The organism is Cryocola sp. 340MFSha3.1 (assembly GCF_000383315.1).
In the GTDB taxonomy this organism is placed as follows: Bacteria; Actinomycetota; Actinomycetes; order Actinomycetales; family Microbacteriaceae; genus Leifsonia.
Genome location: NZ_KB911087.1, coordinates 1,057,839 through 1,079,340, shown reverse-complemented (window position 1 = coordinate 1,079,340; position 21,502 = coordinate 1,057,839). Strand labels below are relative to the sequence as shown.

18 protein-coding genes are annotated in these 21,502 nt (G+C 70.3%); 11 read left to right on the top strand and 7 right to left on the bottom strand.

The features are described 5' to 3' along the window. The first annotated feature begins 16 nt into the window (after positions 1-16). Positions 17-1,012 (top strand): stage II sporulation protein M, encoded by a 996-nt coding sequence (locus H284_RS0105205; RefSeq protein ID WP_020075397.1) that lies wholly within the window; start codon positions 17-19, stop codon positions 1,010-1,012. Between the two features lie 13 nt (positions 1,013-1,025). On the opposite strand, the gene H284_RS0105200 is transcribed toward H284_RS0105205, so the two are convergent. From H284_RS0105200 to H284_RS0105180, 5 genes are read right to left on the bottom strand one after another with little or no spacing between them, the layout of a single operon-like run. Continuing rightward, positions 1,026-2,357: a DUF58 domain-containing protein gene (locus tag H284_RS0105200; RefSeq protein WP_020075396.1), complete on the bottom strand. Its 1,332-nt coding sequence runs from the start codon at positions 2,355-2,357 to the stop codon at positions 1,026-1,028. An 8-nt stretch (positions 2,358-2,365) separates the two neighbouring features. Beyond that, positions 2,366-3,373, bottom strand: a complete 1,008-nt coding sequence (locus H284_RS0105195) for an AAA family ATPase (RefSeq protein ID WP_020075395.1) — start codon at positions 3,371-3,373, stop codon at positions 2,366-2,368. Next, positions 3,370-4,662 (bottom strand): DUF4350 domain-containing protein, encoded by a 1,293-nt coding sequence (locus H284_RS0105190; protein WP_231371077.1) that lies wholly within the window; start codon positions 4,660-4,662, stop codon positions 3,370-3,372. The genes H284_RS0105195 and H284_RS0105190 overlap by 4 nt, the downstream gene beginning before the upstream one ends. Continuing rightward, complete coding sequence (locus H284_RS0105185) at positions 4,659-5,318, bottom strand: DUF4129 domain-containing protein (RefSeq protein WP_018190089.1); 660 nt, start codon at positions 5,316-5,318, stop codon at positions 4,659-4,661. Before H284_RS0105185 ends, H284_RS0105190 begins: the two co-directional genes overlap by 4 nt. Next, positions 5,303-6,655: a hypothetical protein gene (locus H284_RS0105180; protein WP_020075394.1), complete on the bottom strand. Its 1,353-nt coding sequence runs from the start codon at positions 6,653-6,655 to the stop codon at positions 5,303-5,305. The genes H284_RS0105185 and H284_RS0105180 overlap by 16 nt, the downstream gene beginning before the upstream one ends. Before the next feature lie 180 nt (positions 6,656-6,835). Between H284_RS0105180 and mtrA the strand changes: the two genes are divergently transcribed. From mtrA to hpf, 5 genes are all read left to right on the top strand, one after another. Continuing rightward, entirely contained in the window at positions 6,836-7,519 is a 684-nt protein-coding gene (gene mtrA, locus H284_RS0105175; protein WP_018190091.1) for an MtrAB system response regulator MtrA, read from the top strand. Positions 7,520-7,534: 15 nt separating this feature from the next. Then, positions 7,535-9,169, top strand: a complete 1,635-nt coding sequence (gene mtrB / locus H284_RS0105170; protein ID WP_020075393.1) for an MtrAB system histidine kinase MtrB — start codon at positions 7,535-7,537, stop codon at positions 9,167-9,169. Further along, entirely contained in the window at positions 9,166-10,875 is a 1,710-nt protein-coding gene (locus tag H284_RS0105165; protein WP_231371075.1) for an LpqB family beta-propeller domain-containing protein, read from the top strand. Before mtrB ends, H284_RS0105165 begins: the two co-directional genes overlap by 4 nt. A gap of 99 nt (positions 10,876-10,974) precedes the next feature. Further along, a complete protein-coding gene (locus H284_RS20675; protein WP_081630371.1) occupies positions 10,975-11,730 on the top strand; it encodes a ComF family protein in 756 nt (251 codons plus the stop codon). Between the two features lie 91 nt (positions 11,731-11,821). Continuing rightward, positions 11,822-12,523 carry a ribosome hibernation-promoting factor, HPF/YfiA family gene (hpf, locus tag H284_RS0105155; RefSeq protein ID WP_018190095.1) on the top strand — a complete coding sequence of 234 codons (702 nt, stop codon included), beginning with the start codon at positions 11,822-11,824 and terminating at the stop codon, positions 12,521-12,523. Between the two features lie 76 nt (positions 12,524-12,599). On the opposite strand, the gene bla is transcribed toward hpf, so the two are convergent. Further along, on the bottom strand, positions 12,600-13,538 hold the full coding sequence (bla, locus tag H284_RS0105150; protein WP_020075390.1) for a class A beta-lactamase: 939 nt from the start codon (positions 13,536-13,538) through the stop codon (positions 12,600-12,602). 156 nt (positions 13,539-13,694) lie between these two features. On the opposite strand from bla, the gene H284_RS0105145 reads away from it, so the two are divergent. The 4 genes from H284_RS0105145 (at position 13,695) to secA (ending at position 19,057) form a co-directional block, all read left to right on the top strand. Continuing rightward, on the top strand, positions 13,695-14,564 hold the full coding sequence (locus H284_RS0105145) for a LysR family transcriptional regulator (RefSeq protein ID WP_020075389.1): 870 nt from the start codon (positions 13,695-13,697) through the stop codon (positions 14,562-14,564). Further along, entirely contained in the window at positions 14,561-15,472 is a 912-nt protein-coding gene (locus H284_RS0105140) for a serine hydrolase (RefSeq protein ID WP_020075388.1), read from the top strand. The genes H284_RS0105145 and H284_RS0105140 overlap by 4 nt, the downstream gene beginning before the upstream one ends. Before the next feature lie 120 nt (positions 15,473-15,592). After that, positions 15,593-16,174, top strand: coding sequence for an RBBP9/YdeN family alpha/beta hydrolase (locus H284_RS0105135; RefSeq protein ID WP_081630370.1), 582 nt, complete (start codon positions 15,593-15,595; stop codon positions 16,172-16,174). Between the two features lie 81 nt (positions 16,175-16,255). Beyond that, positions 16,256-19,057 (top strand): preprotein translocase subunit SecA, encoded by a 2,802-nt coding sequence (gene secA, locus H284_RS0105130; RefSeq protein WP_020075386.1) that lies wholly within the window; start codon positions 16,256-16,258, stop codon positions 19,055-19,057. Positions 19,058-19,118: 61 nt separating this feature from the next. Here secA and H284_RS0105125 read toward each other — a convergent pair whose 3' ends face one another. After that, a complete protein-coding gene (locus tag H284_RS0105125) occupies positions 19,119-19,739 on the bottom strand; it encodes an Rv3235 family protein (protein ID WP_231371074.1) in 621 nt (206 codons plus the stop codon). A 158-nt stretch (positions 19,740-19,897) separates the two neighbouring features. Here H284_RS0105125 and H284_RS0105120 point away from each other — a divergent pair, with 158 nt between their 5' ends. Beyond that, positions 19,898-21,391: a sensor histidine kinase gene (locus H284_RS0105120; protein WP_018190102.1), complete on the top strand. Its 1,494-nt coding sequence runs from the start codon at positions 19,898-19,900 to the stop codon at positions 21,389-21,391. The last annotated feature ends 111 nt before the right edge of the window (positions 21,392-21,502 follow it).

Below are 21,502 nucleotides of genomic sequence, written 5' to 3'. Positions count from 1 at the left end.
GATATCATCTAAGCAGATGGACCTCGACGCCTACACCGCAGCGCGCAGCGCCGACTGGGAGGAACTCTCCCGGTTGGCATCTAAGCGACGCCTCGACGGCCAGGAGGCGGACCGACTGATCGATCTCTACCAGTCGGGAGCGGCCGACCTGTCGGCCATTCAGACGAGTGCCGGCGCGACGGCCGCGGGTGACCGGCTGTCGCTCGCGCTCTCCTCCGCGCGGCTGCGCTTCACCGGCGCCGGAGCCAACCTGTTCGCGCAGCTGCCCCGCTTCTTCGTGCTCCAGCTGCCCGCCGCGCTGTACCGGCTGCGGTGGATCGTGCTCGCGGTGGCAGTCGCCACGATCGTGATCGCGACCCTGTACGCCCTGTGGATCACCGGCAACCCGGATGTGCTCCGCAACCTCGGCGACGACGCGAACCTGCGTAAGTACGTCGAGCACGACTTCATCGACTACTACTCCAACAACCCGGCGGCGTCGTTCGCCGGGCAGGTGTGGACGAACAACGCGTGGATCGCCGCCCAGTGCATCGCCTTCGGAATCACCGGGCTGTACGTGCCCTACGTGCTCATCCAGAACGCCGTGGGCGTCGGCACGGCAGCCGGCGTGATGTTCGCCTACGGGCGTGGCGACGTGATGTTCTCGTACATCCTGCCGCACGGCATGCTCGAGCTCACGAGCGTCTTCGTGGCGGCCGCGGCAGGGCTCCGCATCTTCTGGGCGTGGATCGCCCCGGGGGCGCGGACGCGCGGACAGGCGCTGGCCGAGGACGGTCGGGCCCTCTTCACGGTCGCTGTCGGCTGCGCGATCTCGCTGTTCGTCTCGGGGCTCATCGAGGGTTTCGTGACGCCGTCGGGGCTGCCCGTGTGGGCGAAGATCAGCATCGGCGCGCTCGCACTCGCGGCGTTCCTCGCGTACATGCTGGTGCTCGGCCGGCGCGCGGTGCGGGCGGGGGAGACCGGCGACCTCGAGGAGTTCGAGGCGGGCGCGCGTCGCATCGTCGCCGCCTGACGACGGTCGCGTTTCAGAGCCGGCCGGCCGCCTTCAGGGCCAGATAGCGGTCAGCCAGTGCGGGCGGCAGATCGGCCGGCGAACCCGTCACGACGTCGCCGCCGAGGCGCTTCACCGCCGCGGCGACCCGGCTGAGATCGAGCAGCGAACGCTCCGCCGCAGCGGCGCGGTACACCTCGTTGCGGTCATGGCGCTCGCTGGTGACCGCAAGTGTGTCCGGATCCGTGACGCTGGCCACGACGACCAGGTGCTTCGCCGTGAGCTGCGGGAGGACCGAGAGCAGCCCCCGCGAGCCCCCCGGGGACTCGATCGAGGTGAGCAGCACGACCAGTGAGCGCTGCGAGGTCAGGGCGGAGACCTGTGCCGGGATGGCGGACCAGTCCATCTCGATCAGGGCCGGCTCGATGCCGGCCATCGCATCCACCATCCGTGAGAGCAGCTCCGGACCCGTCGCGCCCTGCACGCGACCGCGCACCATGCGGTCGTAGGCGACCATGTCGACGCGGTCGCCCGCGCGGGTGGCGAGGGCTGCGAGGAGCAGCGCCGACTCGAACGCGGTGTCGATGCGCGGCTCGTCGGCCACCCGAGCGGCGGAGGTCCGGCCGGAGTCGATCACGACGATGACGCGGCGGTCGCGCTCGGGGCGCCACGTCCGCACCATGACGCGTGCGCCGAGTCCGCCGTTGGGGTCGTGCCGCCGTGCGGTGGCTCGCCAGTCGATGGAGCGCACGTCATCGCCGCGCACGTACTCGCGCAGCGAGTCGAACTCCGTGCCCTGGCCACGGAGCAGGACGCTCGTGCTGCCCTCGAGCTCGCGCAGCCGGGCCAACCGGGACGGCAGGTGCTTTCTGGCGGTGAACGGCGGAAGCACGCGGATGCGGCCGGGAGCGTCGAGGGTCGCCTGGCGCGCCCACAGATGGAGGGGGCCCCACGACCGGACGGTCACGTTCCTCACGCGACGCTCGCCGCGACGCCAGGGGCGCAGGGACGCCACGATCCGGCGCCGCTCGCCCGAGGGGATGTCGACCTTCGTCCGCGTCGGTTCCGCGGCGGCCGACGGCTCCCAGGCGTCGCGGACGGTTCCGCGCAGCGTCCGTCGGCCGGTGTTCGTCACGTACAGCTCCGAGACGGCCTCGGCGCCGAGACGCACCCGGCCGGGCAGGGTGCGCTCGACCGCGACCGCACGCGGGGACGCTGCCAGCAGGAGGTCGAGCAGCCCGAGGATCACGCAGAGCAGCAGCCAGCCGCCGAGCGCGGCGTACGCCATCCCCGTCGCACCGCCGAGCAGCACGACGGGAAGCACGCCGAGCGCGAGCAGGGCGACGAAACGTCCGGATACGGTCACAGCGGGGCCTAGATCGGAACCTGGACCTGCTGCACGATCGACCGCAGGATCGCGTCGGCGCCCACCCCTTCAAGCTCGGCCTCCGGGCGGAGCTGGATGCGGTGGCGCCACACCGGCACGAGCATCGCCTGCACGTGGTCCGGGGTGATCGAGTCGTAGCCCGAGAGCCACGCCCAGGCCTTGGCCGCGGCGAGCAGAGCAGTGGTGCCGCGCGGGCTCACGCCGAGTCGGACGGAGGGGCTGCGGCGGGTCGCGCGCGCGAGGTCGACGATGTAGGCCAGCACGTCGGCGTTCGCGCCGACGCGGGCGGCGGACTCGCGGGCCGCCTGGAGCTCGGCGGCGCTGAGCACCGGCGTCACCCCGGCGGCAGCCAGATCACGCGGGTTGAAACCGGCGGCGTGGCGGCGGAGCACCTCCACCTCGGTGTCCCGCTCTGGCACGTCGAGCGTGAGCTTGAGCAGGAAGCGGTCGAGCTGTGCCTCCGGCAGGGAGTACGTGCCCTCGTACTCGATCGGGTTCTGCGTCGCCGCCACGATGAACGGGTCCGGCAGGCGGCGGCTGACGCCGTCGACGCTGACCTGGCGCTCCTCCATGGCCTCGAGGAGGGCCGACTGGGTCTTCGGGGGCGTCCGGTTGATCTCGTCCGCGAGCAGGATGTTCGTGAACACCGGGCCCTCTCGGAACACGAAACCGCCGGTCTGGGCGTCGTAGACAAGAGATCCGGTCACATCGCCCGGCATCAGGTCGGGGGTGAACTGCACGCGCTTGGTGTCGAGGCTGAGCGCCTGGCTGAGCGAGCGGACCAGCAGGGTCTTCGCCACGCCCGGCACGCCTTCCAGCAGTACGTGGCCGCGCGCCAGCAGAGCGATCATGAGCCCGGTGACCGCGCCGTCCTGGCCGACGACCGCCTTGCCCACCTCGGTCCGCACGGCGGAGAGGGCGGAGCGGAGGCGCGCCGCGTCAGCGGGTGCGCCGGGGGAGGAGGGGAACGCCGTCCCCGTCGTGACGTCTGTCATTCATCCATTCTTCCGGTCGGGCCCGTGGAGGGCGTAACGGCGGATGCGGTGGCTCTCTCGAGCTCCGCGAGTTCGTCGGACAACGCGATCAGGTCGCGGTCGGTCTGGGGGATGCGCTCGACCAGAAGGTCGCGGACGGCCAGCCGGTCACGGCGGGTGAGCGCGGCGACGGCGTCGGCGACCTCCGGCACGGTTGCCGTACTCGGCAGACCCGCGAGGGCGGAGAGTCGGCCGATGGTGCCGACGCGCAGAGCGTCCACCGCACGGAGCCGGGCGGACGACCGCTGGTAGAGCCGCGCCCGGCCCTCGCGGGTCTCGCCGGCGCGCACCACCACCGGCAGGCTCTCGACGACGAGCGGGCCGAAGCGGCGGCCGCGCCAGATGGCCGCCGCGATGAACACCACGACGAGCAGCAGCATCACCGGGGTCACCCACCCGGGTGTGAGCTCGGCGATGTCCGGTGGTCCGCTGACCGGGCGGTCGTCGAGGGAGGGCAGGTACCAGACCAGAGTGCTGTGGCCGCCGAGGAGGTTGAGGGCGAGCGCCGCGTTGCCGAGGCGGTCGACGCCGTCGTTGGTCAGCACGGCGGCCGACCCGAGCAGGTAGACGGGTGAGGCGTTGAAAGAGGTGCGCACGAGCGAGGCGCGACCGCCGGTGTCCGAGAAGCACGCGGCTGCATCGTCGGCCACCCGGAAGGTCCCGGGAACGACGACATCCTCCGTCGTGGACGTGGTGCGCGGGTCGATGCGCTCGGCGCGCTCTGCGGCCGGCACCGTGCAGTCGGCGGGAGCGGGCCCGCGGGGTGCGCCCGCCGCCGTCACATCGCGATCGAGGGTCTGCAGCGCCTCGAAGTCCGGTTCGACGACGACCAGCGTCCGTCCGTCGCCGGTCAGGGCGCGATAACCGTCCGAGGTCAGGTTGCCGAGCGGGTCGTAGACCAGCACGGTGGCACCGTCCGCCGCGGCCGCCGTGGCGCGGTCGAGTGTCGACACGTTCCGCACATCCACCCCCTGCCCGCGCAGGACCTGCGCGACGGCCTTCGCTCCGGCGGGCGCGGGGTTGGTCGCGTCGAGCGTCGTGCCCGGCGCGACGCGTCCGCCGGTGAGCAGCGCGCCGCCGAGGGCGATGACGATCGCGATCACGGCGAGCACGATCCAGGGGAGCGCTCGGCGTGCGGTCTGCCGGACCGTCAGGGTCTGTGCCGTCGCCGCCTGTGGCGTCGCCTGGCGGTCGCGCATCGTCTCGGGCTGGGCCGTCTCCGGGCCTCGGACGGGTGTCGGTGCGCTCATGCGTTCACCGCCGGCAGGGGGACGCGCACGCGCTGGAGCCGCTGATCCAGCGCGACGAGGTTCTGGTACGCTGCCTCGGTGCCGGGTCGGTCGAGGTAGCGGACCTCATCGAACGCGCGGGCGGCCTGCCGAAGCGCTTCGCCCTCGTCGGTCGCGATCCGGGCGGCATGCACGGCGAACTCGTTCGCCGTCGTTCCGGGCGTCACGTGGACGAGTGTGCGCTCGTCGAGGGAGACGGCGATCGCACGGAACTGCTCCTCGACAGCGGTCACCCAGTCGCCCTGACGTGCCGCCTGTTCTGCGGATGCACGCAGGTCGGCGGCGCTGCGCGCCTCGTCCGCTCCGAACAACGCGCGCCGATCGAGAGCGGAGCGGCGGTTGATCCGCGGCCGGCCGAAGAGGAAGAATGCGGCCACGATCAGGCCGGCGATCACCACGACGACGACCAGGAGCAGCACGGGCGCGGCGTCACCGCCCGCGCCCTGGAACAGCGAGCCGATCCAGTCCTGCACCGCTTTGGAGGCGAGATCGAACCACGTCGGCTTGGCCGACTGGTATTCCGGGCGCGACAGTTCGTCGCGCAGCCAGTTCTGCGCTTCCGGCGAGCTGGGGTCGACCGGGACGTCGAAGCGGATCACGGTCAGGCGTTCGGCCACCCGGCGGGCGGCTGCGGAGGCTGGTGCTGCTGCGGGTGCTGCGCCTGCGGAAGATAGGGATCGGGCAGGTCTTGACCGGTCTGCCGCCCCTCGACGAAGCGCACCAGCTGCAGGTCGAGTCCTTCCTTGCGCATACGGAGGTCGATGTAGAGGAGGGCGACGGCCGCCGTCTGGATGACGCTGCCGATCGCTCCGATGATCGAGGTCACGATGCTGGAGAGCACATTGACGCTCAGCTGCGTGACGAGGACCTCCTGCATGGGATCCGCCGAGGTCGCCGACGTCGGCGCGAACACCCCGCCTGCGAGTCCGCCGATCAGGCCGAAGGGGATCGCGACGGTCTGCGTGATGGCGTAGACGATCACCCACACAAGCAGGATGATGCCCAGCGTCCGCCAGAAGTAGCCGGTGGTGAGCCGCCACGACCGCGCGACCGCCTGCGTCAGCGGCAGGCGTTCGAGCACGATCACGCTCGGCACCATCGCGAGCTTGGTGTTGATCCAGAAGGCCAGCGGGATCAGTGCGAGGCCGCCGACGACGCCGACGAGTACGGCTCCGATGGCGCCGGCGGAGCCGCCCAGGGCGCCCAGCGCGACCACGACGGCGACCACCAGGGCGATCGCGACGATCCAGGCGAGGGCGTAGAGCAGCGTCCAGCCGATCAAGGCCCCGATCCGACCGCGCACCAGCTGCCACAGCGCTCGGAACGTCAGCTTGTCGCCCAGGGACTCGCGGGCGACGTCGCCGACGATCACCCCCTGCAGCAGGGCGCTGAAAACCGTCGAGATGACGAGGGAGAGCACGCCGAGCAGGATCGCGCCTCCGATGAGGCCCGCCCGGAGCGCCGGCTGGTCCTGGGCCTCGCCCGAGAAGACGCGGACGGCCAGCAGCCCGATGCCGCCGGCGAGCACGACGCTGACCAGGATGGACGGGATGCCCTGCAGCAGCAGCGCCGAACCGACCGTGATGCGCGGGTTGCGACGCAGTGTCTGGAAGGGCGCCGCGAGGAGCGGACCGAGCGTCAGCGGCCGCAGCGGGATCAGACCGGGCTTCGGCGGAGGAGTCCATGCCGGCTGCGCGCCACCCTGCGGGTAGGCCTGCTGCCATCCGGGCTGGCCCGCCGGCGGCTGCTGCCATCCCGGCTGCTGACCGTACTGCCCGTACTGCGGCTGACCGTACTGCCCGTACTGCGGTGGCTGCTGCTGCCCGTACTGCGGAGGCTGCTGCTGCCCGTACTGCGGAGGCTGCTGCTGCCCGTACTGCGGTGGCTGCTGCGGGCCGCCCTCCGGCGTAGACCCGTTCGAGCCGGGCGCCTGCCAGTTCTGTTCGTCGCTCACGCCGTACCTTTCGTTCCCCCCGTGCGTTGCTCCCATGCTGGCACAGCGCTCTCGCGCGCGCTGTCCCATCCACAGGGCACGTAATGGTTTCATTCAAGCTGGTAGCAGACTGCTCCATTACGCTGGTCATGTCACTTCACGGCCAGAGGCCGCTCGAGAGGGGTTCGGGGAACTTCGCACATGACTAGTCGCATCCTGGTTGTCGACGACGACACCGCGCTTGCGGAGATGATCGGCATCGTCCTCCGCACCGAGGGATTCGACCCCGTCTTCTGCGAAGACGGATCCCTCGCAGTGGACACCTTCCGGTCGTCCAAGCCCGACCTCGTCCTTCTCGACCTGATGCTCCCCGGCCTCGACGGCATCGAGGTGTGCGGTCGCATCCGGGCTGAGTCGGGCACCCCGATCATCATGCTCACCGCGAAGTCCGACACCGCCGACGTCGTGAAGGGGCTCGAGTCCGGGGCCGACGACTACATGGTGAAGCCCTTCAACCCGAAGGAGCTGGTCGCCCGCATCCGCACCCGGCTGCGGCCCGCGCCCGCCACCCCGCCGACCGATGAGTTGACCGTCGGCGATCTGGTCGTCGATGTCGCCGGGCACGAGGTGCGCCGCGGAGACACCCGCATCGCGCTCACGCCGCTGGAGTTCGACCTCCTGCTCGCGCTCGCCTCCAAGCCCCAGCAGGTCTTCACGCGCGAGATGCTGCTGGAGCAGGTCTGGGGCTACCACTACAAGGCGGACACGCGTCTGGTGAACGTGCACGTGCAGCGCCTCCGCGCCAAGGTGGAGCAGGATCCGGACAACCCGAAGATCGTCATGACCGTGCGCGGCGTCGGCTACCGCGCCGGCGCTGCGGCCTAGCGACCGGAGCCACGGATGGGCGCGCGGTGGCCGACTCGGGACTGGTGGCGCCAGGCGCCCACCCGTCTCGCGCGCCTGTGGCGCAGTTCGCTGCAATTGCGGACCGTCGCCATCACGCTGCTGCTCACCGGCGTCGCCATCCTCGTCACCGGCGTGTACATGTCGCTGAGCATCAGCAACGACCTGTACCAGTCGCGGCTCGACCAGGCGCTCCGCGATTCCAGCCGCGCGACCACCACCGCGCAGTCGACGCTGAACGCCTCCGACGTGTCGTCGGGGGATGCGGGCAAGAACCTGCTCAACACCGTCCTGCAGAGCGTGCAGGCCTCGACCTCGAGCCGCCTCGTCGCGGCGTACCGCGTGCCCGGGCAGGACACCGGCATCCTCGCCCCTCCCGACCGCGGGAGCCCGGCCATGAACTCGGTCATCTCGCCCGAGCTGCGCGAGAAAGTGCAGAACGGCGGATCGAAGCAGTACTACCAGTCGGTCGCTCTGCCCGCCGCGGGCGACACAGACCCGGGGATCGTGGTCGGATCCCAACTCACACTGCCGTCGTACGGCAAATACGAGCTCTACATCGGCTACAACCTGCGCGACTCGGAGAACACGCTGCTCTTCGTGCAGAACACGCTGCTGCTGGCCGGCCTCGCCCTCATCCTGCTCATCGGCGCCATCACCTGGGTGATCGTTCGGTTCGTGGTCGAGCCGATCCGTGTCGCAGCGCGCACCAGCGAGCGGCTCGCCGCCGGTGACCTGGCCGTCCGCATCCCGGAGCGCGGGGAGGACGTGTTCGCGACCCTCGCGCGGTCGTTCAACGGGATGGCCGACAGCCTCCAGAGCCAGATCAACCAGCTGGCGACGCTGTCGCAACTGCAGCAGCGGTTCGTGTCGGACGTGTCGCACGAGCTGCGCACCCCGCTGACGACCATCCGGCTGGCCGGTGACGTCATCTTCGACCAGCGGGAGGGGTTCGCTCCGGCCACCGCCCGGACGGCCGAGCTGCTGCACACCCAGATCGAGCGGTTCGATCGCCTGCTCTCCGACCTGCTCGAGATCAGCCGGTACGACGCCGGATCGGTCGTGCTCGATGCCGAGCCGACAAACCTGGTGCGGCTGGCTGAGGACTGCGTCGACGAGCTCAGGACGCTCGCCGAGCAGAACGGCTCCGAACTGACGCTCGACGCGCCCGGCGGCTACTTCGACGTGCCGATGGACCCCCGACGCATCCGCCGCGTCGTGCGCAATCTGATCGGCAACGCGATCGAGCACGGTGAGGGACGCCCGGTCGTCATCACGGTCGACAGCAACGAGAGCGCGGTCGCCCTCACCGTGCGCGATTACGGCATCGGGATGAGCCCGCAGGACACGGGGCACGTGTTCGACCGGTTCTGGCGGGCCGACCCGTCGCGCAAGCGGACCCTCGGCGGCACCGGCCTCGGGCTCGCGATCTCGCTGGAGGACGCGACGCTGCACTCCGGCTGGCTGCAGGTCTGGTCGGCACCGGGAGCGGGCTCGTGCTTCCGGCTGACCCTTCCGCGCGTCGTCGGACGCGAGATCACCGCGTCGCCCCTGCCGCTTCCCCCGGTGGACGCCGGTGCGACCATGCCGGCGGCGAACCCGGCCACGACCGGGAGCGAGGCCCACGCATGAACGGGCGCAGGCGGTCATGGGGCGTGCGTGCCGCGGTGGCGTCGGCGACCGCACTGGTGCTGGTGGCGCTCGCCGCGTGCGCGAGCATCCCGGACTCAGGCCCGGTGCGTCAGGGAGCGCCGGTGGCGCAGGTCAACGACCCGCTCGACCTGGACTTCAACCCGTCGCCGCCCGAGAAGGGCGCGACCCAGCAGCGCATCGTGCAAGGCTTCATCGATGCCGCCTCGAGCCCGAAGAACAACTTCGCCATCGCCCGCGAGTACCTGACCCGGTCCATGGCGGCCAACTGGAACCCGGACGAGTCGGTCACCGTCGACGACGGGCGCAACCGCAGCTACGACGATCAGGGCACGCTGTGGCGCGTGGATGTGACCCCCGTCGCGAACATCGACGCCGTCGGTGCGTTCCACCCCGTGGGGAGCACGGCCCCGGTCGGCCTGAACTACCAGCTGGTCAAGGAGAACGGGGAGTGGCGCATCTCCGTCGCCCCGAACGGCGTGGTGATCGACGATCCCACGTTCCGGGCCGTCTACACGCAGCAGACCCTGTACTTCTTCAGTCCCGGCTACGCCTACCTCGTCCCGGACGCGCGCTGGTTCCCGGCGCGGGTGGCATCGGCTGCGACACGTGTCGCGAGCTCCCTGCTCGCCGGCCCTGCGCCGTGGCTGACGGGGGCGGTGACGACCGCGTTCCCGAAGGGGACCCAGCTCGCCGTGCCCTCGGTGACGACCGCGGGCGGAGTGGCGAGGGTCGACCTCAGCTCGGAGGCGGCCCAGGCCGATCCCACCCAGCTGCAGCGGATGCAGTTCCAGCTGGAGCAGTCCCTCGGCAGCCTGGCTCAGAGCGTCCAGCTGTCGATCGAGGGCAACGTTCAGCAGGTCCCGTCGCTCAGCGCCGCCGCTCTGCCCATCCGGAATCCGTCCGTCGACTCGCATCCATTCGTGGACCGCGGAGACGTGTTCGGCCCGCTCAACGGCGACACCGTGAGCGCGTTGAGCGGCCTCGGCGACAAGGTCGCGTCGCTGCACCCCTCGGCGATCACCCTCAGCGCCTCGCACGATCAGGCTGCTGTGCTGTCGCAGGCCGGTGTGTACTCGGTGCGCAAGAACGGCGATCCAGTGCGGGTGGATGCGCGGCCCGGCCTCATCGGACCGTCGCTCGACGCCGACGGCTGGGTCTGGTCGGTGCCCGCCGCGACGCCGAACGCCATCCAGGTCGCCACGGCGACCGGCGCAGAGCCGCATGCCGTGACGGCCGTCTGGCCGAACGCGACCGCCATCCTCTCGCTCGCGGTCTCCCGGGACGGCACGCGGATCGCAGCGCTCCTCAGGACCCAGACCGGCTATTCGCTCATGGCCGCGGGGATCGTGCGAGGGGGCAACATGTCGCCCACTTCTCTCACCGAACCGGTCGAGCTCGCGGTGCCGACGTCGGAGCCGCGATCAGCTGCCTGGACCTCCGATCTCACCATCGCGGTGCTCAGCTCGACGAACGGCGAAGCGACCAGCATCGCGCAGCAGACGGTCGGCGGCGAGCAGACGACGACCTCCGGCCCGGCCGGCGGGCGGACGATCGTCGGAGCGTCGGGTCTGGCTCCTTACGTCGTCCTCAGCGCGGACGGCACGCTTCTGGCGCCGACGGGCACGGGCTGGCAGGCGCAGACCGACAAGGTCGGCGCCGTGGCGGTGCAGCTCGGTCAGCCCTAGGCCGACCGCCACGTGCTCACAACCTCGGCGGCGCGGGGGTTCTCCACAGATCAGGTGGTCGGAGCTCGGCCGACACGGCCTCACCGCGATGCTCGAACCATGACAGCTCACACCCTGGTCCGTGAATCCCTGCTCGACGCCGCCGCGATCGTCCTCCCCGTGCGATGCGCCGGTTGCCGCCGCCCCGATCGCTCGCTCTGCGACGAGTGCGAAGCGGAGTTGAGTCCGGTCACTCGGCTCGACGCCGTCGGCGAGATCCCGGTCTGGTCGGCGCTCAGCTACGAGGGCGTCGCCCGACGCGTGCTCCTCGCCTACAAAGACGGCGGGCGAGTGGATGTCGTGCGAGCGCTGGCGCGCGCCCTGCGGTCCGCGGTGGCCGAAGCGCAACGGCAAGCCGCCCGCGGAGGCGGTGATGCAGCAGACCCTGCCGCAGCCGGTGCGGCGCTGCTGCCGGTGCTCATTCCCTCCACCCGGTCCGCGTGGCGCCGGAGGGGCTACCACCCGAGCCGTTCGGTGCTCGCCCGTGCGCACATCCTGGTCCCGCCGCTCTGGCGAGCGCTCCGGCTGTCGCGTCAGACGGCCGACCAGGCAGGGCTGAATGCAGCGCAGCGGTCCGGCAACCGGCGGGGCAGTTTCGTGGCTTCGAAGAGGTTGGCGGGCCGCACGTGCCTGATCGTGGACGACATCGTCACCTCCGGGGCGACCATCGCCGAGGCGGCCAGAGCCATCCATGCGGCAGGTGGCCGCGTAGCGGGTGCGGCAGCGATCGCACGGACGCCGCTCCGAGCCGGAGGACGTCTTCAGGGAGCACCCAGAAGACCCAGGGGGGATGCCGTATGTTTTCCGGTTTCTTAATGAGGTCGGCGGCACTACGGTAGTCGAAAAGGTGTGGTCGATCCGCCCTTCGTGATCCGGGCGGTCGTCACGCCGGAACAGGGAGGTCTCCATGGACATCAACATCATCGGACGCAACCTGGGTATCACTGATCGCTTCCGGGAGTACGCCACCGAGAAGTCTGAGAAAGTGGCGCACCTGGCCGAAAGGGCGATCTCGTTCGAGATCAAGGTCAGCAGGCACAACGAGAAGCTGGGCAGCCAGAACGGCGACGACCGGGTCGAGCTGACCCTCGTCGGCCCGAAGGCGGTCGTGCGGTCGGAGGCGACCGGACAGGACAAGTACGCGGCCTTCGACATCGCGCTCGGCAAGCTCCTCGAACGGGTGCGCAGGGCGAAGGACCGACGGAAGGTCCATCGCGGTCAGCACAGACCGACCTCGTTGCGTGAGGCGAGCACCGACGGCTTCAGCGCGGTCGGCCTCGCGGCGGCTCCCGTCGCGGTGCTGGACCAGGTGAGAACCGGCGCACTGCCCGCCGTGTCCGATGAGACGGAGGAGAAATCGGAGGCCGAGGAGGAGTACTCCCCTGTCGTCATCCGTAAGAAGGTCTTCGCCTCCGTACCGATGACCGTGGACGACGCTCTGTATTACATGGAGCTCGTCGGTCACGACTTCTACCTGTTCGTGGAGCAAGAGACCATGCGCCCGAGCGTCGTCTACCGGCGCAAGGGCTGGGACTACGGCGTGATCTCGCTCGACGAGGCGGCCGAAGAGCTGCAGGAGGTCGCGACCGCGGCACGCAAGCTCGGCTGATCGCGGCGAATCCGCGGGAGCGTCGATGGCGGCCGCCCGGGCGGCGGCCGCCATCGACTCCGTCACGGCTGCGGCGTCACAGGCCCAGCGCCGTCGACAGGACCTTCGCGGTGTCCGCGACCAGAGCGTTGTCGTAGGCGGCGTCCTTCTCCGCTTTGCGGGAGAGTACGACCATCACGACCGGCGCATGGCCCGGTGCCGTCAACATGGCGATGTCGTTTCGCGTTCCGTAGGACGCGGCACCCGACTTGTCGGACACGGTCCATCCTGTCGGCACCCCTGCCCGGATGAGCGGGTCGCCCGTGGCGTTCCCGGTCATGTCGTCCACGAGGAGCTTCCGCCTGTTTGCGGGGAGCTCCTCGCCGAGGGCGTACGCGCGCAGATCGGCGGCGAGGGCGCGGGGGGTGCTCGTGTCGCGCGGGTCGCCCGGAGCGGCCTCGTTGAGGTCGGGCTCCGTGCGCTCGACCTCCGTCGTCTCGTCGCCCAGCGCGCGGAGAGACTTCTCGAGTTCGGCCGGCCCGCCCAGTTGACGGAAGAGCAGGTTCGCCGCGGTGTTGTCGCTCTTCTGCAGCGCCGCCGCGATGACGTCGCGCAGCGGCATTCCGGCGCCCGCCATGGTCTCGGTGACAGGAGAGTAGGAGACCAGATCGTCGCTGGTGTACGGAACCGTGGCATCCAACTGCTCGTCCGACGACCGCGCGAGCACCGCGCCGGCGAGCAGTACCTTCGAGGTCGACGCGTACGCGAAGCGGTCGTCCTGGCGGTAGCCCACAGACCGGCCCGTGCCGGTGTCCACGGCATACACGCCGATGGTCGCCCCGTACTGCGACTCCAGCTCGGCCAGCGCGCGCGCCGCCGCCTCGGAGCGTGGATCGGCGGCGCGCGTCGACGTCGAGTGAGGCGACGCCGGGTGGGGCGACGTCGACGGCGACGCGACACCGGTGGTGGAACAACCGGTGAGCGCGACGACGGCGATGACGAGCGCGGTGAGTGAGCGGATCGGGCGACGGATCATGACAAAGAGTCCTTTCACGGGAGGTGCTGCTCCCAGGCAACCGCAGCCCGGCCGACGGCGCTCAGACGCCCGCGCGCAGTTCGATGACGATCTGGCATGAGTCGACGCCGACCTCTGTCTGCTCCCACGAAGCCCCGCTCGCTAGTATCCGGCCCCATGGATATCGTCGCCGCCTGCCGCGCGTTCGTGAGCGTCAGCGACCGCGGCAGCTTCACGGTCGGAGCCGCCGCCGCGGGGATGCAGCAGTCGGTCGCGAGCAGACGCATCGCCGCGCTCGAGGCACACCTCGGTGAAGCGCTCTTCGACCGCTCGACCCGCCGTCCGCAGCTGACCCCGTTCGGACGGGGTGTGCTGGGCGCCGCACGGCAGGTCACGGCGGCGGCCGGCGAACTCGAGGCTCAGGCGCGCCGCTCGCGCGCATCCGTTCTCCGGATCGCAGTCCCCGAGGACTGCGCGTCCACCGCGGTCGGCGCCTTCATCGCGGCGAGCCGGGGGAGCGGCGTTGCGGTGGAGACGATGTCCGGAGATCCCGACGCGCGGGCCGACGCCTTCGGATCGGGGGCCGTCCAGGCGGCCGTCCTGTCCGGGCCCCGGGAGGAGGCGCGGTGGCGCGTCCGACTCGGGGTCGCCTCGGCGCACGCGGAGCCCCGCCCCTTCTTCTTCGGCTCGATCCGTCCCCGGCGGTCGGACACCGCCGCCCCGACGCGCCTGCTCTACGAGGCCGAGGACGACATTCCGGCAATCCGGGACCCCCTCACCGCGCTCCGGGACGCTCACGCGCTCCTGCCGCACCAGCTCGGGAGGGCCGGGTCGCTCCCCAGCACGATCGCCGATGTCCTCGCCGGCGACCTGCTGCTGAGCACCGAGGCCCGCGCGGCGGAACTCGGGCTGTCCTGGAGCCCGCTCGCCGAGCTCGACCTGGAACGCGGCTACGGCCTGGCCTCGGACGAGCCAGACCTCATCGGCCGCCTCGGTTCGCGTGCCGAGCGTGCGCTGGCACGCGCCCTCGGGGAGGACCGCCCGTGATCGACGAGCAGCAGCTCATCGATCGGCTGGTCTCGCAGCTGCAGGCGGGCGGGTTGAGCGGCGGGTTCCTGGTGCGCGACCTGGCCACCGGAGACGAACTCGCGATCGACGCCGATACACCGCGTCCGATCGCGTCGCTGGTCAAGATCCCCCTCGGCATCGCGACCCTGGAGCGTATGCGACGTGGGGAGCTCGCGCCCGACCAGCCGGTCACCGTCCCACCCGGCCGCGTGTCCACACCGGGTCCGACCGGGATCTCCCGGTTCCGGCATCCCGCCACCGTCGCCCTCGAAGACCTCGTCTACCTCAGCGTCGCCCTGAGTGACGGGTCCGCCTCCGACGCCCTCTTTGCCCTCACCCCGCCGGAACGAGTCGCTGAACTCCTCGCCGAGCTCGGCCGTCCTGGGCTGATCATCCGGCACGATGCGGGGGAGCTCTCGCGGACGCTGGCGGAGCAGCTCCCGCCGACGGACGCGCACCTCGCGCACAGGCTCGCCATCGCTGGCCGCACGCCGGGCGGGGGGAACGCCGTCGCCCGTCTCGGCGCCGTCGACGCCACGCGTGCGAGCGCACGCGATCTGGCCGACTGGCTGGAGGATCTCTGGCGTCCCCGCGTGCCGGGGGCCATCGCGTCGCGGATGCGCGAGCTCATGGCGGCGAACGTCCACCGTGCGCGCCTCGCACCCGAGTTCGTGTCGGACGCGTCGACCTGGTGGTCCAAGACGGGCACGCTGCTCACCCTGCGCCACGAAGCGGGCGTCGTGGAGCACGCGGACGGCTCGGCGTTCGCCGTGGTGGCGCTGACCGAGTCGAGCGTCGCCGCCGTGCAGCAGCCCGCTGCCGAAGCGCTCCTGGGACGCGTCGCCCGCGAGCTGCATGACGAGCTCCGCCGACGCGCCTGGAGCTGACTCATCCCTTCGGCATAGACGACGTCGAGATTGCAGCCGACGCTCACGGTTTCCTACGATCGTGGTCAGCGACCGGTCGAACGGCACTCTCCACCATCCACAACAACCGGAAGGGCGTGCATGCGAACAGTCATCGTGCCGGGCATCGGAGGCTCGGATCGTGAGCATTGGCAATCGATCTGGGAGTCCCGTCATCCCGGGATGCGCCGCATCGAGCCGTCCTCCTGGGACGAACCGGATGGGGATGACTGGTCCCGTGCTCTCGATCGGGCGGTCGGCGGGGCCCGTGCGGTCCTGGTCGCCCACAGCCTTGGCTGCCTGCTCGCGGTCCGCTGGGCGCATCTCCATCCGGAGAACGTCGCCGGCCTGTTCCTGGTGGCAGCCCCTGACCCGTCAGGTCCTCGGTTCCCCCGGGAAGCCGAATCGTTCTCGGCAGGGCTCGATGTCGCGCCCGCCGCCCCTGTCCTCATGATCAACAGCAGCGACGACCCGTACTGCTCGCCGGAGCGCGCGGAGCAGTTCGCGGCGCAGTGGGGTGCCGCCAGCGTCTCGCTCGGCCCACGCGGTCACCTCAACTCGGCCAGCAACCTCGGCGACTGGGAGGAAGGAGCGCACCTCCTCACCGCGTTCGCCGCCGGCATCCAGAGTCCTCCCAGGCCGGGCAGGTCGAACGTCAGGGCGGAACAAGTAGCATGTCTCTAGCGTCGGCGGAGTATGCCGTCCGGCGTGCGTCCGCCGGGGCGCCGGGCTGTCAGCCCGACCGAGCGTAAGTGGAGTGCATCAGTGGCCTCAGTTCTGGAAAAGGTCCTCCGTGTTGGCGAGGGCCGTACCCTCCGTCGGCTGGAGGCGTACGCGAAGGCGGTCAACGCCCTCGAAGACGACTTCAGCGAACTCACCGATGAGGAACTCGCGCACGAGACCGTCGAGCTGCGCGAGCGCTACGGCAACGGCGAATCCCTCGACGACCTGCTCCCCGAAGCTTTCGCGGCCGTCCGGGAGGCGGCCAAGCGCACCCTCGGGATGCGTCACTTCGACGTGCAGATCATGGGCGGCGCGGCCCTCCACCTCGGCAACATCGCCGAGATGAAGACCGGTGAGGGCAAGACCCTCGTCGCGACCACCGCGGCCTACCTCAACGCGATCGCCAGCCGCGGCGTCCACATCGTCACCGTCAACGACTACCTGGCGAGCTACCAGTCCGAGCTGATGGGGCGCGTGTTCCGCGCCCTCGGGATGACGACCGGCGTGATCCTCGCCGGCCAGACCCCGGAGGAGCGCCGCGAGCAGTACGCGGCCGACATCACCTACGGCACCAACAACGAGTTCGGCTTCGACTACCTGCGCGACAACATGGCCTGGCAGGCGAGCGACATGGTGCAGCGCGGCCACTTCTTCGCGATCGTGGACGAGGTCGACTCGATCCTCATCGACGAGGCGCGCACACCGCTCATCATCTCCGGTCCGTCGTCCGGCGAGGCGAACCGCTGGTTCAACGAGTTCGCCAACCTGGCGAAGCGCCTCACGCCGGACGTGGACTACGAGGTGGATGAGAAGAAGCGCACCGTCGGTGTGCTCGAGCCGGGCATCGAGAAGGTCGAGGACTACCTCGGCATCGACAACCTCTACGAGTCGGCCAACACCCCGCTCATCTCGTTCCTCAACAACGCCATCAAGGCGAACGCGCTGTTCAAGCGCGACAAGGACTACGTGGTGATGAACGGCGAGGTGCTGATCGTCGACGAGCACACCGGCCGCATCCTTGTCGGCCGCCGCTACAACGAGGGCATCCACCAGGCGATCGAGGCGAAGGAAGGCGTGGAGGTCAAGGCCGAGAACCAGACCCTCGCGACCGTCACACTGCAGAACTACTTCCGCCTCTACAAGAAGCTCTCCGGCATGACCGGTACGGCCGAGACCGAGGCCGCCGAGTTCATGAGCACCTACAAGCTCGGCGTCGTGCCCATCCCGACCAACAAGCCGATGCAGCGCATCGACCAGTCCGACCTCGTCTACAAGAACGAGAAGGCGAAGTTCGACCAGGTGGTCGAGGACATCGTGAAGCGTCACGAGAAGGGCCAGCCGGTGCTGGTCGGCACCACCTCGGTCGAGAAGAGCGAGTACCTCTCGCGTCTGCTCGCCAAGCGGGGCGTCCGCCACGAGGTCCTCAACGCGAAGAACCACGCGCGCGAGGCCGCGATCGTCGCCCAGGCCGGGCGTCTCGGCGCCGTGACCGTCGCCACCAACATGGCCGGCCGCGGTACCGACATCATGCTCGGCGGCAACTCCGAGTTCCTCGCCGTCGCCGAGATGAACGCCCGCGGTCTGTCGCCGGTCGAGACGCCGGACGAGTACGAGGTCGCCTGGGAGGGCGTCTTCGAGAACGTCAAGGCGCAGGTCGCCGAGGAGGCCGAGAAGGTCATCGAGGCCGGCGGTCTCTACGTGCTCGGTACCGAGCGCCACGAGTCCCGGCGCATCGACAACCAGCTCCGCGGTCGTTCCGGCCGTCAGGGCGACCCGGGCGAGAGCCGGTTCTACCTGTCTCTCACCGACGATCTGATGCGCCTCTTCAACGCGGGCGCGGCGGAGAGCCTCATGGGCCGGAGCAGCGTCCCGGACGACATGGCCATCGAGTCGAAGGTCGTCAGCCGCGCCATCCGCAGCGCGCAGTCGCAGGTCGAGGCCCGCAACGCCGAGATCCGCAAGAACGTGCTCAAGTACGACGACGTCCTGAACCGCCAGCGCGAGGCGATCTACAGCGACCGCCGTCATGTGCTCGAGGGCGACGACCTGCACGAGCGCGTGCAGCAGTTCCTCACCGACGTGATCGACGACATCCTCGACCAGCACACCGGCGAGGGGAGCGGCGACGACTGGGACTTCGACGCCCTGTGGGCCGAGCTCAAGACCCTCTACCCGGTCGGTGTCAGCATCGACGAGGTGATCTCGGAGGCCGGCAACAAGGGCAAGATCAACCGCGAGTTCATGCGCCGCGAGATCCTCTCGGACGCCCGGATCGCCTACCAGCGTCGCGAGGAGTCGCTGGGCGCTCCGGCGATGCGCGAGTTGGAGCGCCGCGTCGTGCTCTCGGTCATCGACCGCCGCTGGCGCGACCACCTGTACGAGATGGACTACCTGAAGGACGGCATCGGCCTCCGTGCGATGGCTCAGCGCGACCCGCTGGTCGAGTACCAGCGCGAGGGCTACGCCATGTTCCAGCAGATGATGGGCGCCATCCGCGAGGAGACCATCGGCTTCCTGTTCAACCTGGAGGTCGAGGTCAACCAGGCCCCCGGAGAGGTCGAGGCTCCTGCCGTCGCCGCGAAGGGCCTCGCGCGGGGCGAGAGCGACACGAAGCTCAGCTACTCGGCTCCCGCCGAGCAGGGCGGCGTCGAGGTGCGCAACCAGCGCGGTCAGCTCGAGCAGGCAGCGACCGCCCGTGCGCAGCGCGCGCAGCAGCAGGCCGCCCCGGCCGCTCCGCCCGCGCAGGCGTCCAACCAGCGCGGTGCCTTCGGCCAGCGCGTCGAGTCCTCGGACGAGGCCCCCGCGAACCGCGCAGAGCGTCGCGCGCAGGCGAAGAAGCGCTGATCGCGCGACCGATCACCACGACGATGGCGGCCCTGCGGGGCCGCCATCGTCGTCTTGCCGGCTAGAGGACGTTGATGGCCGTGGCGCGCCAGCGGGCGCGGTGTCGCTCCAGGCGGATCGCCACCGCGCGGGAACGAGCGGGCTGGTGGACCATGACGACCGCTTCGACGACGCCATCGACCGGGAACGCCAGGACAGGATCGCCGATGGTCATGCGCGGTCGCAGCGGATTCTCGGCCGCCGTCGTCCGCGCCTGGACGGTGAGCATGGTGCGGCGTAGCAGGTGGACGTAGACGGAGTCGCTCACCCAGCGGCCGATCTGATCAAGCGGACGCGCGCCCGCGAGGATCTCCACGACCGATCGCGCGAGGTTGGAGCACAGCGTTGCCGGACTCGGCTCGTCGCCCGTGGGGAACTCGACGATGGCCCCTCCGCCCGTGCGAGCCCGCCCGAAGCCGGTGGCCGCAATTGGGGTGCGGCGGTCAGCGCGGCCCGGCGTCAGCCGCCCGGCAGGGTGTTCGTGCGGCAACGCGACAGCGGCCTCGGGCATCCCGGGACGGGGAGCCGGATGGGCTCCGGAGCGGTCTCCGGGTCGGATGCCGGAACGGCCGGGATCCGCGGCCCGGTCACCGGGAATTCCGGTGGTGGACGGGGTCGCGGGTGCGAGGGCGAGGTGGTGCATTTTTTCTCCCGAGGGGGTGTGTCGGTGGTCGGTGCTGAAATAGACCCGTGATATGTACGATGCCTCACTCAAACAGGTCGGCGCGCGGCGGACCAGGGCATAAACGCGTTGTGGATAACTCTCGTCATGCCTGTCGGAGCGCCATTTAGGATGGGGTGATGTCCACCCTCAGCGATCTCGTCCACGCTCACGGCCGCTCCTCGGAAGAGGACGTCGAGTGGCTGCACGGCCTCGTCGGCGACTGGCAACTGCTCGCCGACCTCGCCTTCGCGGACATCGTGCTGTGGGTGCCGACCGCCGATGACGACTTCGTCGCGGTGGCGCACGCCCGTCCGTCCTCGGCGGCCACGCTCTTCTACCGCGACTTCGTCGGTCAGCGCATCAAGCCGGAGTGGCGCCAGCAGGTGACCGACGCCTATCGGTCGAAGCAGATCATCGACACGTCAGCGCCGGATTGGTACGAGGAGACCCCGACCCGGGTGCGCGCCGTTCCCGTGATCCGCCGCCTGACCGTCCACTCCCCGGACACCGCGCCGGAACCCGTGGCGGTGATCACGCGCCACACCAACCTGAGCGAGGCGCGTACGCCGAGCCGGCAGGAGCTGACGTTCAACGAGTGCGCCAACGATCTCTTCAACATGATCGCGACCGGAGACTTCCCGGACCTCGGTGCCCCGGCCGCGCCTCGCCGAGGGGCGCCTCGTGCGGCTGACGGTCTCATCCGGCTCGACGTCGACGGGGTCACCACGTTCGCCAGCCCCAACGCGCTGAGCGCTTTCAACCGGATGGGCTTCACCGGCGAGCTCGAGGGGGAGTCCCTCGCCACGGTGACGACCGGTCTGCTCGCCGGCACGATCACCGTCGACGAGTCGCTGCCGCTGGTGGTGACCGGCCGCGCCCCCTGGCGCACCGACATCGAAGCCCGCGGCGTCACGGTGTCGCTCCGCGCCATCCCCATCCGGAACCGCGGTGAGCGCGTCGGGGCCATCGTGCTCTGTCGCGACGTCTCGGAGCAGCGCCACCAGGAGCGCGAGCTGATCACGAAGGATGCGACCATCCGCGAGATCCATCACCGGGTGAAGAACAACCTCCAGACCGTGGCATCCCTCCTGCGCATCCAGGCGCGCCGCACGCACTCGGAGGAGGCGCGCGAGGCTCTCAGCCAGGCTATGCGCCGGGTCGCGGCCATCGCCGTCGTCCACGACACCCTCTCGACCGGCCTCGCGCAGATCGTCGACTTCGACGACGTTTTCGATCGCGTGCTGCTGCTGGTGGCCGAGGTCGCGGCGAGCCACACCACGACCGTGCACCCGAAGAAGTCGGGCACCTTCGGCCAGCTGCCGTCGGAGTACGCGACGCCGCTCGCACTGGCGCTCACAGAGCTCGTGACCAACGCAGTTGAGCACGGTCTGGCCGGGCGCGAAGGAGAGGTCGAGATCGTCGCCCACCGGTCCGAGGAGTCGCTGACCGTCAAGGTCGTCGACAACGGCTCCGGCCTCCCGGAGGGCAAGGTCGGGACCGGCCTGGGGACGCAGATCGTCCGCACGCTCATCCAGGGCGAGCTCGGCGGTGCGATCGACTGGCACACGATGATGGGGCAGGGCACCGAGGTGACCATCGAGGTCCCGTTGCGCTACCTCACCAAGATCTGACCGGCGACCAAGCCGCGTAGGAAGCCGGGCATGAAAAATGCCGAGGGGCGCTCGATGCTAGGTGTGCGAGCGCCGCCTCGGCTGTGTCGGACGCGCGGGAGGGTATGGCCC

Coding starts and splice junctions, on each gene's coding strand:
- H284_RS0105205 (WP_020075397.1), top strand. CDS start 17: ATGGACCTCGACGCCTACACCGCAGCGCGCAGCGCCGACTGGGAGGAA.
- H284_RS0105195 (WP_020075395.1), bottom strand. CDS start 3,373: ATGACAGACGTCACGACGGGGACGGCGTTCCCCTCCTCCCCCGGCGCA.
- H284_RS0105190 (WP_231371077.1), bottom strand. CDS start 4,662: ATGAGCGCACCGACACCCGTCCGAGGCCCGGAGACGGCCCAGCCCGAG.
- mtrA (WP_018190091.1), top strand. CDS start 6,836: ATGACTAGTCGCATCCTGGTTGTCGACGACGACACCGCGCTTGCGGAG.
- mtrB (WP_020075393.1), top strand. CDS start 7,535: ATGGGCGCGCGGTGGCCGACTCGGGACTGGTGGCGCCAGGCGCCCACC.
- H284_RS0105165 (WP_231371075.1), top strand. CDS start 9,166: ATGAACGGGCGCAGGCGGTCATGGGGCGTGCGTGCCGCGGTGGCGTCG.
- H284_RS20675 (WP_081630371.1), top strand. CDS start 10,975: ATGACAGCTCACACCCTGGTCCGTGAATCCCTGCTCGACGCCGCCGCG.
- hpf (WP_018190095.1), top strand. CDS start 11,822: ATGGACATCAACATCATCGGACGCAACCTGGGTATCACTGATCGCTTC.
- bla (WP_020075390.1), bottom strand. CDS start 13,538: ATGATCCGTCGCCCGATCCGCTCACTCACCGCGCTCGTCATCGCCGTC.
- H284_RS0105145 (WP_020075389.1), top strand. CDS start 13,695: ATGGATATCGTCGCCGCCTGCCGCGCGTTCGTGAGCGTCAGCGACCGC.
- H284_RS0105135 (WP_081630370.1), top strand. CDS start 15,593: ATGCGAACAGTCATCGTGCCGGGCATCGGAGGCTCGGATCGTGAGCAT.
- H284_RS0105125 (WP_231371074.1), bottom strand. CDS start 19,739: ATGCACCACCTCGCCCTCGCACCCGCGACCCCGTCCACCACCGGAATT.
- H284_RS0105120 (WP_018190102.1), top strand. CDS start 19,898: ATGTCCACCCTCAGCGATCTCGTCCACGCTCACGGCCGCTCCTCGGAA.